Raw genomic sequence first — 17,287 nt, forward strand, 5'->3', positions numbered from 1 at the left:
GCTTTGCCAGCGAATCGGCGAAGTATTCCCGAAAATCGATGCCGTGCTTCTGTTCGATCTGGCGGTAGTCGACGCGGCTATGGCACATCAGCGACACGATGACATCACGGCGCAGGCAGTCATCGTCGCTCAGCTTGTATCCGCGCTGCACCGGCAGCATGCCCTCGTTGAGGCGCGCGTAATACTGCGATAGCTCCTTGACGTTCTGGCTGTAGCTGTCGGCGACCTTGCCTATGGAGGAAATGCCCAGCCCGATCAGGTCGCAATCGGCGTGGGTCGAATAACCCTGGAAGTTGCGTTGCAGCGTGCCATTGGCGCGGGCAAGGGCCAGTTCGTCTTCCGGCAGGGAGAAGTGATCCATGCCGATATAGATGTAGCCGGCGGCGGTAAGGCGCTGGATGGTCAGTTCCAGCAGCTCGAGCTTGCGCTCCGGCGGTGGCATGTCCTCTGGGCGGATCAGCTTCTGTGCGCGTACCAGCTCCGGCAGGTGGGCATAGCTGTAAGCGGCGATGCGGTCCGGACGAATGTCGATGATCTTGTCCAGCGTGGTGTCGAAGCTGGCGACCGTCTGCAGCGGCAGGCCGTAGATCAGGTCGACGCTGATGGACTTGAACTGTGCGTCGCGGGCGGCCTGGACCAGCTCGCGGGTCTGGTCCTCGGTCTGGATGCGATTGACGGCGATCTGCACCTGCTCGTCGAAATCCTGCACGCCGAAGCTCAGGCGGTTGAAGCCCAGCTTGCGCAGGCCGTGGATCTGCTCGGGCGTGACGGTGCGCGGGTCCACCTCCAGCGAGAACTCGTGGTTGTCGCTGTCATCCATGTTGAACGCCTGATGCAGGCACGCCATCAGGTCGGCTAGCTGCTCGCTGGTGAAATAGGTCGGTGTGCCACCGCCGAGGTGCAGCTGAGTGAGCTTGCGCGAACGATCGAACAGTTCGCCCTGCATGGCAATCTCGCGCTTGAGGTATTCGAGGTACTCGACGGCGCGCTCGGTCTTGTGGGTGATGATCTTGTTGCAGGCGCAGTAATAGCAAAGGCTCTTGCAGAACGGAATGTGGATGTATACCGACAGCGGCTTGGGCGTTTGTGCCTGATTGCTGCGTGCAGCGGCGGCACGGTAATCATCCTGGGCGAAGGCCTGGTGAAACTGGGGGGCCGTGGGGTAGGAGGTGTAGCGCGGACCTGGACGGTCGTATTTCTCGACCAGGGCGCGGTCGAAGCTCGGCAGTTGGTCCATGTTCGTTTTACCTAAGGTTGAATTCGGAGTCGGGCGCGGAACGCGGTGTCACCCTCGGGTGTGTCCGGCTCAGGCAGGTCATGGGCGCGGATTATGGACGATTCGGTCCGGCGCGCCGACTGTCTCAGATCAAGAATAGCGCCCCGGCGGCACTCCGAACCGCACCGTTGGGCGATTCGAAATGCGTACCGGGCGCGGCCGGGAAGGCCGCGCCGCAGTGGTCAGAGCTTGAACTGGCCGACCAGACGGTTCAGCTCGGTTGCCAGACGCACCAGCTCGTCGCTGATCTGCGAGGTCTGGGATGCGTCAGCCGAAGTGGTGTCCGCAATACGGCTGATGGTCGTGATGTTGCGATTGATCTCTTCGGCAACCGCACTCTGCTGTTCGGCAGCCGTTGCGATCTGGGTGTTCATCTCGTTGATGGTGCCGACTTCGTCGGCGATCACGGCGAGACTCTGGGCAGCCTTCTCGACGCATTGCGAACCCGACCGGGCACGCAGTTGTGCTTCGCTCATGGCCTGCACCGCATTACGAACGCCGCTTTGCAGCTGTTCGATCATGGCCTGGATTTCTTCGGTGGATTTCTGCGTGCGCGAAGCCAGGGTACGTACCTCATCGGCCACCACCGCAAAGCCGCGGCCCTGTTCGCCGGCGCGCGCCGCTTCGATGGCTGCGTTCAGCGCCAGCAGGTTGGTCTGCTCGGCGATGCCGTTGATCACGCCGAGCACCATGTCGATGCTGGCGCTGTCGCTCTCGACCCGCTGGATGACCTGGGCGGCTTTCTCGATCTCGGCGATCAGCACTTCGATGCCGTCCAGTGCCTCGGTGGCGACCTTCACGCCGGCTTTTGATTCGTTGTCGGCGCCGGTCGATGCCGTGGCGGTCTGGCTGGCATTGCGTGCCACTTCCTGCACGGTCGCGCTCATCTCGTTCATCGCCGAGGCGACCATGTCGGTCTCGCTGCGCTGCTCGTTGACGGCAGCCAGGGTCTTCTCTGCAACATGGGATACCCGCTCGGAGACATCACTGAGCTGATGGGTAACGCCCGCGACGGCCTCCAGGCTATGGCGAAACTTGCCGATCATGCGGTTGAAGGCATCGCCCATCGCGCCGATTTCGTCCTTCGCACCCACTTCGACGCTGCGGCTGAGGTCTTCGTCCTCGGCCATGGTATTCATGGTGTGGCGCATGGCAGTGATGCGGCGGATGATGACGTGGCGCACGGTCAGGCACATGACCACCACGCCGATGAACAGCAGCAGCAACTGAATCCCGCCGCTGATCATGATGTTGCGGTCGACTTCCTGGTCCAGCGCCTTGAGGTCATAGCTGATGCGCACAGCGCCCATTACCGTGTTCTCGCCAACCTGGTGGCAGGTCAGGCAGTTGGTACCGCGGTAGTCCGCGTGGGCCAGGATGGGATTGATGACGGTCAGCACACGGCCACCGTTCTGCTTGTTGACCTCGATGATCGCCTCGCCGCTCAGCGCGCGGCGATCCAGCGCGTCGGCCGGGGCTTGGTGGTCATAGCCAGGGCCGAACACCTTGGTGACTTCTTCCCCGCGGATGATGCGCGCATCGATAACGCCTGGGCGCGCGAGGATCTTGTTCCGCAGCACCTCTCGCTGAGCCATGGTGCCGGTCAGCATCATGGTGTTGATGCTATCGAAATAGGAGTCGGCGGCATCCTTGGTCTGCTGCTCCACAACCTGGAGCACGAGCCGCTTCTCCGTACTGGCAGAGAAGAACAACGAGGCAGACATGATCGCCACCAGGACCAGCACCAGGGCCAGGTTGATCTTTGTCTGCACGGACATTTGTCGGGAGGCGGAGCTGTTGTTCATGGTTTTCCTTAGTACTACTGCCACGCGGGGTCAGCTGCCATTGCAGCACTGCTGCGCTGCCGATACTTGCGGCGCAGCATTGAGCAGGCAGTCACCTGCTGATATCGGCGTGCTGTGCGTATTCTTGAAACCAACCGCAGGTGATAGCCATGCGCCATTATTGGGCGGCGCTATGGTATTGCTTTTCGGCACGAGAGAAGTGCTTCGGGCGACCGACAACAGTGCAATTGCACATTTCCCTGATTCAGGTCATGGGTCGACCGGCTCTCTTTCGGTGCAAGGTGCGACAAAGGTGTAATGATCGTTGGCTATGGGTATTCGTGGTTGCGCGTCTGCTTATTCGGCCTCACTGGCACGGTGAAAAAACACCGACAGATGGCTTTACAGAGCGCCCCGACCGCCATTAGCGTGGCGACCCGCCGGAGCAGCGAAACCAGTGCCTCCGAGAGGCAGGCACATAATCTGCATCGAGCGTGAATGTCGCTGCGAACCCCGCTGCAAAACGATGGTCGTAGGCTCTACGCCGGCATGGCCGGGCAACACCGCAAGGCAGCTGCTGTTCTCGATGGCAGTGCATCGACTGGAACCTTTATTTCAAGGACTCACATGATCAAGAAATGCCTTTTTCCCGCTGCCGGATATGGCACCCGTTTTCTTCCTGCAACCAAAGCCATGCCCAAGGAAATGCTGCCGGTGGTGAACAAGCCCCTGATTCAGTACGGGGTTGAAGAGGCGCTGGCGGCGGGGCTGAACCAGATCGCGATCGTCACCGGGCGTGGCAAGCGCTCGCTGGAAGACCATTTCGACATCAGCTACGAGTTGGAGCACCAGATCCGCAACACCGACAAGGAAAAGTACCTGGTCGGTATTCGCCGCCTGATCGACGAATGCAGCTTCTCCTACACCCGCCAGGTGGAGATGAAGGGCTTGGGGCATGCGATTCTCAGCGGCCGCCCGCTGATCGGCGATGAGCCGTTCGCCGTGGTCCTGGCTGACGACCTTTGCATCAACCTCAATGGCGATCCGGTCCTGGCGCAGATGGTCAAGCTCTACAACCAGTTCCGCTGCTCGATCGTTGCCATTCAGGAAGTGCCGCCGGAAGAGACCAGCAAATACGGTGTGATCGCCGGCGAGATGATCCGCGACGACATCTACCGCGTCAGCCACATGGTCGAGAAGCCCAAGCCGGAAGATGCGCCGTCCAACATGGCGATCATCGGTCGCTACATCCTGACTCCGGACATCTTCGATCTGATCGAGCAGACCGAGCCGGGCAAGGGCGGTGAGATTCAGATCACCGACGCGCTGATGCGCCAGGCTCAGGATGGTTGCGTGCTGGCATACAAGTTCAAGGGCCAGCGCTTCGACTGCGGTAGCGCCGAGGGCTACATCGCGGCGACCAACTTCTGCTACGAACACTTCTACCTGACCGGCAAGGCGTTCTGAAGCAATTGGGCCACCTAAGGGTGGCCCAGTCACTTCCGGGCCTGCTTCAAGGCTCCGGCATATCCTCGGCACCCGGTCCAAGCGGCTGCCCGTAGCTGAATTCGACATAGTTGCCCGCAGGATCGCGCAAACCGCAGTAGTAGCCCACCGGATAGGGTTCTTCGCGCGGCTCCCATATCAGACAGCCTTCCCTGCGCGCCAGGTCGGCAACCGCATCCACTTCCTCTCGACTGGCCAGCGCGAAGCCGAAATGGCTGTAGTCGTCCATCGCCAGTGATCGATCCTTGCCGCCCGGCATCATCACGAAGATGAACTCGCGCTCTTTTCCAGGCTCCGCCATCCAGACGATGCGTGAGCCCTTTCCGGGGCGCTCGTGAAACACGTGCATGCCGCAGAAGCGCTCATAGAACGCGATACAGGCGTCCAGATCGGGCACGTGCAGAGCCAGGTGGGTGAGAGTAGGGCGCATGCGGCACTCCTTCGGTGATTCAGGCCGAAAGCCTGGGTTATGCTGTTCGCTACAGAAGGAGACAACATTACATGGCTTACGACTTCGATCTATTCGTCATCGGTGCAGGTTCCGGTGGCGTGCGTGCGGCGCGCTTCGCTGCAGGTTTTGGCGCGAAGGTGGCGGTTGCGGAAAGCCGTTACCTGGGCGGTACCTGTGTCAACGTCGGTTGTGTGCCGAAGAAGCTACTGGTCTACGGCGCGCATTACGCCGAAGACATTGGCCAGGCACAGGGCTACGGCTGGACCATCGACGGCGCGACCTTCGACTGGAAGACCCTGATTGCCAACAAGGACCGGGAAATCCAGCGACTGAACGGCATCTACCGCAGCATCCTGGTGGATAGCGGCGTGACCCTGCTGCAAGCGCATGCGCGTCTGGTCGATGCCCATACCGTCGAAGTCGAGGGCAAGCAGTACACGGCCGAGCACATCCTGATCGCCACTGGCGGCTGGCCCCACGTGCCGGCGATCCCGGGGCGTGAGCACGCCATCACGTCCAATGAAGCTTTCTACCTCGAATCCTTGCCGCGACGCGTGCTGGTGGTCGGTGGTGGCTATATCGCCGTCGAGTTCGCCTCGATATTCCATGGCTGCGGTGCCGATACCAAGCTGCTCTATCGCGGTGAATTGTTCCTGCGCGGTTTCGATGGCTCGCTCCGCGATCACCTGAAGGACGAGATGATCAAGAAGGGCGTGGATCTGCGGTTCAACGCCGACATCGTGCATATCGACAAGCAGGCCGATGGCAGCCTGCTCGCGACGCTGGAAGACGGCCGCACGCTGGAAGCGGACTGCATCTTCTACGCGACAGGCCGCCGTCCGATGCTGGACAACCTGGGGCTGGAAAAGGCCGGCGTAGCGCTGGATGCCCGAGGTTTCATTGCCGTTGACGATGAATACCGTACCTCGGTGTCTTCGATTCTGGCGATCGGCGACGTAATCGGTCGCGTGCAGCTGACACCCGTCGCACTGGCTGAGGGCATGGCCGTGGCGCGGCGGCTATTCAAGCCGGAGCAATATCGCAAGGTCGATTACACGACCATCCCGACCGCGGTGTTCAGTCTGCCGAACATGGCAACTGTCGGGCTGACCGAGGAGGAGGCGCGCGAGCAGGGCTACAAGGTAACGATCTTCGAAAGTCGTTTCCGGCCGATGAAGCTGACCATGACCGATAGCCTCGAGCGCAGCCTGATGAAGCTGGTGGTGGATGCTGAGACCGACCGTGTGCTCGGCTGCCATATGGCGGGACCGGATGCCGGCGAGATCATGCAGGGGCTGGGCGTGGCGCTGAAGGCCGGGGCCACCAAGCAAGTGTTCGACGACACGCTGGGCATCCACCCGACGGCCGCCGAAGAGTTCGTCACCATGCGCACACCGGCGGCGATCTGAAAGCATGCTGGCAGCCGCCTGCGGCGGCGCGCCAGATCACTCAGTGATGATGCCCTGGCGCAGCTCCGCCGGCAGCCGGGGCGTCTACCTCGATGCTCACCTCGGTGGTGATCTCGCCGCCGTCCTCGAACTGCAGCGTCACCGGGAAGCTCTCCCCAGCCACCAGCGGCTGCTTAAGCCCGAACAGCATCACGTGATTGCCACCCGGCTTGAACTCCACCTTGCCAGCCGCGGGCACGTCGACCGCCTCGACCTGCTGCATCTTCATCATGTCGCCCTGATGCACATGGGTGTGCAGCTCGGTCTTTTCGGCACGTGAGGTCTGCGCCCCGATCAGGCGCTGTGGCTGCTGACCACGGTTTTCCAGTATGAAGTACACCGCGCCAGTCGGAGCGCTGGGCGGCATCGCCCGCGACCACGCCTGGCTGACAGCCAGCTCAATGGTGGCCGCTTGTGTCGAAGCCTGATGGTCGTTGTGGTGCTCCTGCGCAAGGGCAGGCAAGCAGAGTGCCGCAAAAGTACCAGCGGCCAGTAAGCGAAGCAGCATGAGAGAACTCCCGTTCTGTTGAGATGCGCCATATTACGCCGCTGGCCCTGCAGCGGTACGTCTGGGTAGTCGACTTATCGGCAGGCCATGGCCTGCGTGCCGCGCGATGGAGAGGAGGGTGCAGCAATTTGCCACAGGTATGTCTGTGACACTATATTGCGACGCCTGCACTTGCAGCCGTCGAGGACTTCTGTAGCACCTGGTTTTTCTGAACGAAGCGTTTATCAAGCGCGGCTGATCGGCTTCCTGCACCAAGTGATTGCTCCGACCCTGGTGCTCGGCCATGATCGGCGGCCGCTCGGACAAGCTCGGTACTCCCGGCCATCAGAAGTCGGGCAAACCGATCAATACACTTTCTTTTTCACGCCCCGACGGTTTTTGGGGCATACGAGCTTGTCGTTTCTTGCAAAGCGCAGGACGCGTCATGTGTTTATACGGACATGATTTATATGAGTTCTGGAAAGTTCGGATTTCTTCCCACCTGCCTGTCTGTCGTCGCCCTTGCTGCTATTTTCACTACCGCCTGGTGGCTTCATCCTGAGCGAGCGGTTGCCGGTTTCGCCGTAGCTGGCAGTCCCCATGCATTGCCGCTCGCCAGCAAGGGGCCGTTTTACAGCACCCGCTTCGCATCCTCCGATCTCGACGAGTTTGTCCATGCCTCCTCGGTGACCTCCTTGCCGGATGGTGGCCTGATGGCCGTATGGTTTGCCGGTTCACGCGAAGGGGCTGCGGACGTTCAGGTGCGCGGCGCGCGATTCGACGCGATTGCGACGGAGTGGGGCGAGGAACTGGTCCTGGCAACTCGCGAGTCGACCCAGAAGGCGACCCAGAAGCACATACGCAAGCTCGGCAATCCGGTCATTGCGCTGGCTCCCGACAACAGGCTGTGGCTGTTCTATGTGTCGGTATCGATCGGTGGCTGGGCTGGCAGCGCCATCAACGCCATGTATTCGGATGATCTCGGAGAAACCTGGTCGACTCCCAGGCAGCTGATCACCACCCCCTTCTTGAACATCAGCACACTGGTGCGCAATGCCCCGGTATTCCATCAGGACGGCACCATAGGACTGCCCGTCTACCACGAGTTCCTCGGCAAGTTCGCCGAGTATTTGTACATCAGCCCGAACGGCGAGGTGACCGGTAAAAGTCGAATCAGCAAAGGCAACGATTCACTGCAGCCGACAGTGGTGCCGATGGACGAGCAACATGCCGTTGCCATGCTGCGCTATGCAGGTGCCAGCCATCATCGCGTGCTCGCCAGCCGCACCGCGGATGCCGGCAGAACCTGGAGCAAGCCTTATCCGATCGACCCGGCCAACCCCAATTCCGCGCTCGCAGCGGTGGCCACGCCCAACCATGGCCTGCTGGTTGCCCTGAATGATCTGGAGGACGGACGTTTCCGGCTTCGCCTGATGGAAACCGACTCGAGCCTCGATCTCTGGAAGCCGGTGATTGACCTGGACGAATCGCCTGACCCGGAGGGCAACCCGTTCACCCCGGAGGTATATCGGGAAATCATCGGCGACAAGTTTCGCCTTTCCAGCGGGCCGCGGCGGCTATCGCTGGTGGACGAGTTTCTGACAAACCTGGATAAGCGCGTCTGCAAGACCCATGGCTGCGATTTCGAGTACGAGTATCCCTACTTCATCAGGAGCGCCGACGGTCTCTACCACCTGGTCTATTCCTGGAACAATACCTTCATCAAACACGTCAGCTTCAATGATGCCTGGCTACTGGAGCAGCTCTGATGCCTGAACTCTGGCAAGCGCATCTGACCTTCGGGTTACTCGCTTTCATCGTCACGCCTGGATTTGGCCTCGGCCGAGGGTTTCAATGGCTTCGCCTTCTCCTCCTGCTAGGGATCAGCTTCATTCCCGTGGACGGTCTGTCACTGGCCGCCTACATGCGCAGCTTCACTGATGACGTGGCCATCACGACGCTGGTGGCGCTGGCATTTTTCGCGGCGGTGCGCTTGGGACTGATGGCGATGCCGCCGCAGAACGCGCGCGTGCAATTGTTGATCGTGATGGCGGGGCTGGCGCTTTTTCTCTACCCGGCAACGATGGGCCTGTCCTATCTGGACCCCTATCAACTCGGTTACGCCCCCCGCCCGCTGATCGCGGTGGTGGGCGTGCTTGCCCTGGGATTGCTGCTGCTCAGGATCTGGTTGGGGGCTTCCATGCTCGGCCTTGCCACCTTGGCGTTCAGCCTGGGGAGCAAGCCGTCGCCCAATTACTGGGACTATCTGCTAGACCCCTTCATCGCCTTGTTCAGCTGCGGGGCGTTGCTCGTCTATGCCTGCAAGGCACTCGTGCGCAAGCCAATGCCCGCGTGACGAAAATTACTCCAGCCGACCTGTGATGGCCCGGCTGCGCTATTTGACGATTCGATAGATTCGAGGTTGGGACAATGGGTTGGCTTCAGTCGCGGCGCCTGCATTACTGGTTCGGTGCAGTCGGGATTCTGTTCATTGCGCTCGCAGCATTGCGCGGGATTTTCTTCGTCGGTTTCTCCGGGCTGGAGCCCAGCGCGCTCGGCACGGTCGATGCCGTACCCGAAACGCTCGGGATCGGCCTGCGCTTCGACCTTCGCCTGGCGATCCTGTTGATGTTGCCGATCGCGCTGTTGGCGTGGCTGCCGGTCTGGAACCTGACCCGCTCCCGCGTCCTTCGCTGGGTGGCGCGGCTCTATCTGGCACTGGCGCTTGGTGCAGTGCTGCTGGTCTACATCATCGATTTTGGCCACTACGCCTATCTCGGGGTGCGCATCAATGCCACCGTCTTGCGCTTTCTGGAGGACGCGCAGATCTCCACCGATATGGTCTGGCAAACCTACCCCGTGGTCTGGATCACCCTTGGCTGGGCGGCGGCAACCGCTCTGGTCTGGTGGCTGCTGCTGCGCTTTGAGCGGGTCACGCTGGATCGTCCGGCAAAGCGAATCAGCCGGCTTTCGCTGATCTGGGGTAGCGCGCTGATGGTGGTGGCTGTCTTCGTCGCCATCCTCGGGCGTTTCGACAATATCAACCTGGAAAACCCCGTGCCGCTGCGCTGGAGTGATGCTTTTTTCTCGGGCGACAACCAGATCGCAGCCCTTGGCCTGAATCCGGTGATCTTCCTCTACGACACGCTGAAGGTGCCCAATCAGCCGTATGACCGGGAACAGGTCGAGGCCCATTACGATGTCGTCAGCCGTTACCTAGGCGTCGACCAGCCTGATGCGAAAACGCTTAATTTCAGCCGGGAGCAGGGCGTTCAACCCTATGCGATTGACGGAAAGCGGCCGAATGTCGTCTTCGTCATGCTCGAATCCCTGGGAACCACCGCGGTGGGCGCCTACGGCAATCCGCTCAATCCAACTCCCAATATCGACCGGCTGGCCAAGCAGAGCTGGTTCTTCAAGAACTTCTACGTGCCCGTGACCGGCACCGCGAAGACCGTTTGGGCGAGCATATCCGGCGTACCAGACGTTTCCCGGCAGGAAACCGCGACGCGCAATCCGCTGATCACCCGCCAACACAGCCTCGTCAACGCGCTGCAGGACTACGACAAGTACTACATGATTGGCGGCAATTCCGGCTGGGCCAATATGAATGCCCTGATCCGCCAGAGCATCGACGACATCCAGCTATATGAAGAGCGCCACTGGAACTCTCCGATGGTGGATGTGTGGGGAATCTCCGATCTGGACCTGTTCAAGGAAAGTGACCGGCTGCTGCGAGAGCAGGGGGAGGGCAAGCCCTTCTTTGCCTATATCCAGACGGCGGGCAACCATCGTCCGTTTACCATACCCAAGCAGAACGACGGCTTCGAAGCCCTCGATCTACCTTTGGAAAAGGTGCAGGGCGCCGGTTCCCGCAGCGTGGCGCAGTACAACGCGGTCCGCCTTCTGGATTTCAACATCGGCCGCCTGATGGAGATTGCGAAGGAAGGCGGCTGGTACGACAACACCATCTTCGTCATGTTTGGCGACCACAACACGCGCATCGCCCAGATTCCGCACATGCTGCCGGCATACGAAAAGCTGGGGCTCGAGAGCAATAACGTTCCGTTATTGATCCATGCGCCCAAGCTGCTGGAGCCACGAGTGATCGAAGAGGCCGTGGGTCTGGCCGATCTGCTACCGACCGTACTGGGCATGGCCGGCATGGAGTTTCGCAACGGTGCAATGGGACGCGACATCCAGCAGCCGGCTCCTGAAGGGGAGCGAGTGGTTCCACTCGTGCTCCGCGAAGGCACATTCCCGCTGATTGGTGGCGTGACCAAGGACTTTCTTCTGCAGATGCAGCACGACGGCAGCCAGCCGACCTTGCACGAAATTGCATCACCGGAGCCTCTGGTCGACGTAGCCGACCGGTATCCCGAGGAATACCAGCGACTTGTCGCCCTGACACGGGGACTGCACGAGGCATCGCGCCTGATGCTCTATCAGAACGTCAGGAAGGACTGAGTTCCAGGGCGGTGACTGCCTATCCGCGAGCTGTCTGACACTGCGCGCGGCTGGGCAGATCGGGCGAGCATGAGCGTGACAGCGCCAGGCTCAATAGAGAATCATCACCCAGGTGACCGCTACCATCACCAGCGACAGCAGTTGCGCCGCGCTGCCCATGTCCTTGGCGTTCTTGGAAAGCGGGTGCAGTTCGAGCGAGATTCGGTCGATTGCTGCCTCTATCGCCGAATTGACGAGCTCGACCACCAGTGTCAACAACGGCACGATCACCAGTAACAAGCGTTCGATTCGGCTGACGTCGAGCGTGAACGCCAGTGGTATCAGGATAGCGTTGAGCAGCAGCAGCTGTCTGAAGGCAGCTTCGCCGGCAATCGCAGCACGGATACCTGCAATGGAGTATCCCAGCGCTCTCAGGATTCGCCTGAGACCTGAGTGCCCCTTGAGCGATTGCGCGTTGAGTTCTTCGATGCTGCTCATGTTCAACTTCCTGGCAGAATTGTGGCGAGTATAAGCATCCCGCGGCAGAGCGCGCGTGCTGATCGTGGCTAAACGAATACGGGGTCATGCCGAGATAAGGGGAAAATTCACTCACTTCCCCTCTATCCATATGATTAATATCACAATTTTAAAAAACCACATGGGTATCGCGATGCGGCGATTCTGACGTGTGTCACCCAGGTCGATCGCTGCTACACGGCGAGGAAAACATGGTTGGTGCCGACGTGGGTTACAGGTGTAGGAACAAACAGTTCCCTGATGCTTAGGAATGAGGTCGATTAACAACCTCAGAAGATCCTTCAGTTGAACCGGTCGCGGCAAATCAGGCAGCCGGAATGAATGATTCTATAATCACTCTATAATTGACTATAAAGACCGTCCTAGAGCGGCAGCTAGGCTGCTCCCTGTGACTTGAGGCTTCCCCTCCCTGTCAGACTTGTTTCGCACGTCTGGGTATTGCGCCCCCGCTAGCCGTTAGCAGCCTGGCATCCTCGTCTGGGCACTGGTTTGGACCGGCTGTGAGAGAATGAGGCTGGCCAGTACGACAACAATGCTGGGAGCAATGATTGGCCCATATGCCCAAAACCTATGGCACGCATTGTTCAGGGGGATGTTATGGACAAGCTCTACGACAGGCTGGTTTTGCCGGGTATCCGGATTTTTTGGTTGATTGGCTCATATCATGATGACGGAACCAACCATCAGCTCAGCGGATTACCTGGTTGATGACGACTCTTCTTCACGGCCCCTGCAAGTTTGCAGCAACGCCCAGGTTCGCATGCCGAGATACGCAGTGAGGCTTCGCGATCAACACACCATGCATTCACAATGTCACTGCAAGGTCCGGCATGTCTCTGCTCAGTCCTTACGGCCTGAGCTAGCCCTATACAGCTGTTGTTTGCTCTCCTCGCTGATCCCCGTCAGGATGCCGCAGGCATTGATCTCCCGACCCTCGTTGCAACTCGCCCTCAGTGAAACGAGTTGTTGCTCAAGCGCTTGCAGAGCAGTTATCTGCGACCGCACATGAGAGATGTGGTCATCGAGCATGGCGTTGACGGCGGTACAAGGCTTTCGATGACGCGCAACTGCACGACCAACCTGATGCCAAGACCCGGCGCAAGCTGCAAGACCAGCGCCGCATGGCCTATCGCCGGGCTATCGAACACTATGCCGAGCAATGCCAGCTGCAACGCGAGCTTGCCGACTTCCCCGAGTTGAGCGGTGCTCGGCGGGCAGCCTGAGCCCGCCCGTCGGTGTGCCGAATTCGGCATGCCTCCAGCGTAAAGCGATCAAGCGGTCACGGCGAGAGCGGGTCAATGTAGCAGGCTGACTGCAAGGAGCCTGCTATGACCCGACTGACCCTTACCGAAGCCCATGAACTGGCTGCCGACATTCTTCGCCATGCCGGTTTCAGCGAAGCCTTCGTCCAGGCCATCGCCACCACCGTCACCGCTGGCGAGCGTGATGGCTGTACGTCTCATGGCCTGTGGCGTCTGCTGGGTATCGTGCGTACGCTGAAGGCTGGCAAGGCGGTGCCCGATGCCGAGCCACAGGTATTCGATCAGGCACCTTCGCTGGTGCGGGTGGATGCCTGTGGCGGCTTTTCACAGCTGGCTTTCGCTGCCGGCTTGCCACTGCTGGCCGAGAAAGCCCGCAGCAATGGCATTGCCGCCATGGCGATCAACCGCTGTGTGCACTTTTCCGCATTGTGGGCGGAGATGGAGGCGATCACCGAGCTGGGCCTGGTGGCGTTGGCCTGCAACCCCACCCAGGCCTACGTTGCCCCGACTGGCGGTAGCCGCCCTTTGTTCGGCACCAACCCCATTGCGTTCGGTTGGCCGCGCAGCGGGAGCCACCCTTTCGTCTTTGACTTCGCCACGAGTGCTGTGGCTCGTGGCGAGATTGAGTTGCACCGTCGTTCCGGCAAGCCGCTGCCTAGCGGCTGGGGCGTGGATCGCCAAGGCCAACCCAGCGATGATGCGGCTGAAGTGCTCGACCATGGTGCCATGCTGACCTTTGGCGGGCACAAGGGCTCGGCGCTCTCGGCGATGATCGAGTTGATTGCCGGGCCGCTGATCGGTGACCTCACCAGTGTCGAGTCCGGCGTGTTCGATGCCGGGCACAATGCTTTGCCGTATCACGGTGAGCTGATCATCGCGTTCGATCCGCAGCGCTTTCTCGGCGAGCAGGCCGAGGTCCACTTGGCTCGTGCCGAGAGTCTGTTTGAGGCGATTCAGGGCCAGGGCGCGCGGCTGCCTTCGCAACGCCGCTACGAGGCGCGAGCCAAAAGCCTGGTGGCGGGTGTGGAAATCGCCGACAGCCTTTATCAGGACCTGGTTGCCCTGCGCGGCTGAGATCAAAAAAGCCCCGGCAAGCCGGGGCAGAGGGGGGAAAGCGCTGGTTACCGAGCCGACACAGATTTCAGGCCAGCGCTTCCCGCGTCGTGACACCGTCGACCAACCGCACAATGCCCAGCGGATTGGCGTTTTTCAGGACGTCCGGCAGCAAGGCGTCCGGGCAGTTCTGGTAGCACACCGGACGCAGGAAGCGGTCGATAGCCAGGGTGCCGACCGAGGTGCCGCGTGCGTCCGAGGTGGCCGGGTAGGGGCCGCCATGTACCATGGCATCGCAGACTTCCACGCCGGTTGGATAACCGTTGAACAGTACGCGGCCGACCTTCTGTTCCAGCAGTGACAAAAGGTCGCCGTGGGCCTGCAAGTCATCCGGTTCGGCGGTCAGGGTGGCCGTCAGTTGGCCGCGCAGGCCTTGCAGGGCGCGGATCAACTCGGCCTTGTCGGCGACTTCGACAAGCACGGTCACGGGGCCAAAAACTTCTTCCTGCAGCAGTTCGTCGCCCTCGATCAGCAGGCCGGCATCGGCCTGGAATAGGTGCGGCAGTGCCTGCCGGCCTTCCTGTGGCTGGCCGGCCAGATGGCGAATGCGCGGGTGTGCGTGCAGCGCCGCCAGACCTTTCTCGTAGCTTTTCAGCGTGCCGGCATTGAGCATGGTCTGCGCCGGGCGCTGGCCGATTTCGGCGATCAGATTGGCGGTGAACAGGCTGAAGTCCGGCGAGGCGATGCCGATTACCAGGCCGGGGTTGGTGCAGAACTGGCCGCAGCCGAGTACCACCGAGTCGGCCAGTTCGCGGGCGATCTGCTCGCCGCGCTTTGCCAGCGCGCCCGGCAGCAGCACGACCGGGTTGATCGAACTCATCTCGGCGAATACCGGGATCGGCTGCGGGCGCGCTGCCGCCATGTCGCACAGGGCACGGCCGCCATGCAGCGAACCGGTGAAGCCGACGGCCTGGATCGCCGGGTGCTTGACCAGCGCCTCACCGACGCCACTGCCGTAGATCATGTTGAACACGCCGGCTGGCATGCCGGTTTTGCTGGCGGCACGCAGGATTGCTTCGCCGACGAAGGCGGCAGTGGCCATATGGCCGCTGTGTGCCTTGAACACCACCGGGCAGCCGGCGGCCAGAGCCGAAGCGGTATCGCCGCCGGCTGTGGAGAAGGCCAGCGGGAAGTTGCTGGCGCCGAACACCGCTACCGGGCCGAGGCCAATGCGGCATTGGCGTAGATCGACGCGCGGCAGGGGCTGGCGATCCGGCAGGGCACGGTCAATGCGGGCGCCGTGGAAATCACCCCGACGCAGCACCTTGGCGAACAGGCGCATCTGCCCGCTGGTGCGGCCGCGCTCGCCCTGGATGCGCCCGGTTGGTAACGCGGTTTCGCGGCAGACGATGGCGACGAAGTCATCGCCCAACCCGTCGAGTTCATCGGCGATGGCGTCGAGAAACTCGGCGCGGCGCACGGCTGGCAGGCTGCGAAATGCCGGGTAGGCGGCCTCGGCGCTGTGTGCTGCGCTTTCCACTTCTTCGGCGGTGGCCTGATGGAAACGGAACGGCAGGGCCTCGCCGGTACTGGCGTCGAGGCTCTGCAAGGTGACGGAACCGGCGGCGCTGAACAGCTCGCCGATGATGTTGTAGCCGATACGGTCGGACATGTGAACTCCAGATAGACGTTGGGACGCGCCTCGGCGAGAGGCGCGCGATCAGGTCAGAACAGCTGCTTCGGCAGCCAGGTGGCGATGCCGGGCATGGCCAGGATCAGTAGGAACAGCAGTAACTGGATGGCGATGAACGGCAGCACCCCGCGGTACATAACGCCGTAGCTGTAGCCCGGTGGGGCGATGGATTTGAGGTAGAACACCGAGGGCGCCAGCGGCGGCGTCAGGTAGCAGGTTTGCACCACCACCATGAACATCACCGCGAACCACACCGGGTCGATACCGGCAGCCTTGATCAATGGGGTGAAGATCGGTACGAAAATCAGCACTAGGGAAATCCAGTCCAGCACCATGCCGGCGAAGAACACCAAGGTCATCAGGATGAGGATCAGCACGTAGGGGCTGAAATTCATCTCTTCCATGAATTCGCCGATCATCCAGCCACCGCCACCCGCGGCGAATATGGCGGTGAACATGATGCCGCCGGCGACGATCAGCATGATCATCGAGGTGATCTTGATGGTGCTGATCAGCGCTTCGATCAGGCGTGCCACGCTCAGCTCACGGAACCAGATGGCCAGCAAGCCGGCACCGAAGGCACCGACCGCAGCCGATTCGGTGGGCGAGGCGATGCCGGCGAGCATCGAGCCGAGCACGGCGGCGATCAGCAGCAGCGGCGGGATCAGCGCGCTGAGGGTGATCTTCAGCTTCTCGCCCAGCGGCGTGGCCTTCATCTCCGGCACGGCCGGTGCCAGCGAGGGCTTCAGCCAGCAGGCGATGATGATGTAGAGCAGGAACATGCCGAGCATCAGCAGGCCGGGGAACAGCGTGGCGGCGAACAGCTGGCCGATCGACAGCTGTGCCATCGAGGCATACACGACGACGATCACCGACGGCGGAATGATCGCCCCCAGCGAGCCGCCGCCGCAGATGGTGCCGGAGATCAGCGCACGGTCGTACTTGTATTTGGACATGGCCGGGATGGCCATCATGCCCACCACGATTTCCACCGCGCCGACCACGCCGGAGCTGGCGGCGAAGATGCCGCACATCAGCATCGAGGAGATCGCCAGGCCGCCGGAGAAGCCCCCGAGCCACAGCTGCAGTGCATTGAACAGGCGCTGCGCCAGGCCGGTTCGCTCCAGGATCGCGCCCATCAGCACGAACAGCGGAATCGCCGACAGGGCGAAGTTGGTCGAGGCCTGCAGCAGCGAGCCGTACATCTGCTGGAGGATGTTGTCGCCGAACAGGAACATGCCGAACAGGAACGACACGCTGATCAGCGAGAAGGACACCGGGACGCCGAGGAAGATGAACAGGAACAGCAGGACGAACATCAGTACAGGTAGGTATTCCATCATC

At 61.3% G+C, this 17,287-nt stretch carries 15 protein-coding genes and 1 pseudogene; 7 read left to right on the top strand and 9 right to left on the bottom strand.

The window, feature by feature from the left end; all coding sequences use genetic code 11:
• Both hemN and RT582_RS19830 read right to left on the bottom strand, forming a co-directional pair.
• Positions 1-1,237: oxygen-independent coproporphyrinogen III oxidase (hemN, locus tag RT582_RS19825; protein WP_313479488.1), on the bottom strand; the 1,237-nt coding region annotated here is incomplete at its 3' end.
• Between the two features lie 221 nt (positions 1,238-1,458).
• Positions 1,459-3,081: a methyl-accepting chemotaxis protein gene (locus tag RT582_RS19830; protein WP_041013898.1), complete on the bottom strand. Its 1,623-nt coding sequence runs from the start codon at positions 3,079-3,081 to the stop codon at positions 1,459-1,461.
• Positions 3,082-3,687: 606 nt separating this feature from the next.
• Here RT582_RS19830 and galU point away from each other — a divergent pair.
• Positions 3,688-4,527, top strand: coding sequence for a UTP--glucose-1-phosphate uridylyltransferase GalU (gene galU, locus RT582_RS19835; protein WP_014820237.1), 840 nt, complete (start codon positions 3,688-3,690; stop codon positions 4,525-4,527).
• A 46-nt stretch (positions 4,528-4,573) separates the two neighbouring features.
• On the opposite strand, the gene RT582_RS19840 is transcribed toward galU, so the two are convergent.
• On the bottom strand, positions 4,574-4,996 hold the full coding sequence (locus RT582_RS19840; RefSeq protein WP_313479492.1) for a VOC family protein: 423 nt from the start codon (positions 4,994-4,996) through the stop codon (positions 4,574-4,576).
• A 71-nt stretch (positions 4,997-5,067) separates the two neighbouring features.
• On the opposite strand from RT582_RS19840, the gene gorA reads away from it, so the two are divergent.
• Positions 5,068-6,426, top strand: a complete 1,359-nt coding sequence (gene gorA / locus RT582_RS19845) for a glutathione-disulfide reductase (protein ID WP_023445398.1) — start codon at positions 5,068-5,070, stop codon at positions 6,424-6,426.
• Positions 6,427-6,466: 40 nt separating this feature from the next.
• On the opposite strand, the gene RT582_RS19850 is transcribed toward gorA, so the two are convergent.
• Complete coding sequence (locus tag RT582_RS19850) at positions 6,467-6,973, bottom strand: copper chaperone PCu(A)C (RefSeq protein ID WP_313479495.1); 507 nt, start codon at positions 6,971-6,973, stop codon at positions 6,467-6,469.
• Positions 6,974-7,395: 422 nt separating this feature from the next.
• Positions 7,396-7,629 carry a hypothetical protein gene (locus RT582_RS19855; RefSeq protein ID WP_313479559.1) on the bottom strand — a complete coding sequence of 78 codons (234 nt, stop codon included), beginning with the start codon at positions 7,627-7,629 and terminating at the stop codon, positions 7,396-7,398.
• On the opposite strand from RT582_RS19855, the gene RT582_RS19860 reads away from it, so the two are divergent.
• The 3 genes from RT582_RS19860 to RT582_RS19870 all read left to right on the top strand — a co-directional run bounded on the left by RT582_RS19860 (position 7,558) and on the right by RT582_RS19870 (position 11,419).
• A complete protein-coding gene (locus tag RT582_RS19860; protein ID WP_313479553.1) occupies positions 7,558-8,721 on the top strand; it encodes a sialidase family protein in 1,164 nt (387 codons plus the stop codon). The genes RT582_RS19855 and RT582_RS19860 overlap by 72 nt on opposite strands.
• Positions 8,721-9,308: a hypothetical protein gene (locus RT582_RS19865; RefSeq protein WP_313479497.1), complete on the top strand. Its 588-nt coding sequence runs from the start codon at positions 8,721-8,723 to the stop codon at positions 9,306-9,308. The genes RT582_RS19860 and RT582_RS19865 overlap by 1 nt, the downstream gene beginning before the upstream one ends.
• A 74-nt stretch (positions 9,309-9,382) precedes the next feature.
• A complete protein-coding gene (locus RT582_RS19870) occupies positions 9,383-11,419 on the top strand; it encodes an LTA synthase family protein (protein ID WP_313479500.1) in 2,037 nt (678 codons plus the stop codon).
• Positions 11,420-11,509: 90 nt separating this feature from the next.
• Here RT582_RS19870 and RT582_RS19875 read toward each other — a convergent pair whose 3' ends face one another.
• Positions 11,510-11,896: a diacylglycerol kinase gene (locus RT582_RS19875; protein ID WP_101275739.1), complete on the bottom strand. Its 387-nt coding sequence runs from the start codon at positions 11,894-11,896 to the stop codon at positions 11,510-11,512.
• A gap of 879 nt (positions 11,897-12,775) precedes the next feature.
• A pseudogene (locus RT582_RS19880) lies at positions 12,776-12,985 on the bottom strand (MerR family DNA-binding protein); the annotation flags it as partial.
• Between the two features lie 17 nt (positions 12,986-13,002).
• Between RT582_RS19880 and RT582_RS19885 the strand changes: the two are divergent.
• On the top strand, positions 13,003-13,158 hold the full coding sequence (locus RT582_RS19885; protein WP_313479555.1) for a PA3496 family putative envelope integrity protein: 156 nt from the start codon (positions 13,003-13,005) through the stop codon (positions 13,156-13,158).
• Between the two features lie 105 nt (positions 13,159-13,263).
• Positions 13,264-14,271 carry an Ldh family oxidoreductase gene (locus RT582_RS19890; protein ID WP_125874509.1) on the top strand — a complete coding sequence of 336 codons (1,008 nt, stop codon included), beginning with the start codon at positions 13,264-13,266 and terminating at the stop codon, positions 14,269-14,271.
• A gap of 67 nt (positions 14,272-14,338) precedes the next feature.
• Here RT582_RS19890 and RT582_RS19895 read toward each other — a convergent pair whose 3' ends face one another.
• Together RT582_RS19895 and RT582_RS19900 are read right to left on the bottom strand one after the other, a co-directional pair.
• On the bottom strand, positions 14,339-15,922 hold the full coding sequence (locus tag RT582_RS19895) for an aldehyde dehydrogenase (NADP(+)) (protein ID WP_143505705.1): 1,584 nt from the start codon (positions 15,920-15,922) through the stop codon (positions 14,339-14,341).
• 53 nt (positions 15,923-15,975) lie between these two features.
• Complete coding sequence (locus RT582_RS19900) at positions 15,976-17,286, bottom strand: TRAP transporter large permease (RefSeq protein WP_313479509.1); 1,311 nt, start codon at positions 17,284-17,286, stop codon at positions 15,976-15,978.
• Position 17,287: the final 1 nt, after the last annotated feature.

It is taken from the genome of Stutzerimonas kunmingensis, assembly GCF_032106285.1.
GTDB classification, from domain to species: Bacteria; Pseudomonadota; Gammaproteobacteria; order Pseudomonadales; family Pseudomonadaceae; genus Stutzerimonas; species Stutzerimonas kunmingensis_B.